1 protein-coding gene is annotated in these 234 nt (G+C 70.5%); it reads left to right on the top strand.

From position 1 onward, the window contains the following. Window positions 1–234 (top strand): hypothetical protein (locus KVS69_RS20650; protein ID WP_217540215.1); only part of this gene is annotated, 234 nt, incomplete at both ends.

The following is a 234-nucleotide window of genomic DNA, read 5'->3' as shown; positions in this document are numbered from 1 at the left end:
CCAGCTCAGCCTGCGCGCCGGCGGTTATGCGCGTGACCCGCAGCATGCGGTCGAAGCCGAGCTGGCCGCGCGGATGGATGCCGGCCAGCCGCTGGACCGTGCGCCCGAGCTGGGCTGGCTCAAGCCTTACATTGGAGGGACGTCGCGCTGGACGATCGGGGTGACACTGCCCAAGCTGCATCCGGGCGGCAAGACCGCGCCAACGACCCTGCTGACCCTGCACTCGGACCTGGT

The organism is Stenotrophomonas sp. GbtcB23, from assembly GCF_019091045.1.
Classification (GTDB): domain Bacteria; phylum Pseudomonadota; class Gammaproteobacteria; order Xanthomonadales; family Xanthomonadaceae; genus Stenotrophomonas; species Stenotrophomonas rhizophila_A.
Note: the sequence above shows the minus strand (reverse complement) of the source record. Positions and strands in the feature narration are given on the sequence as shown.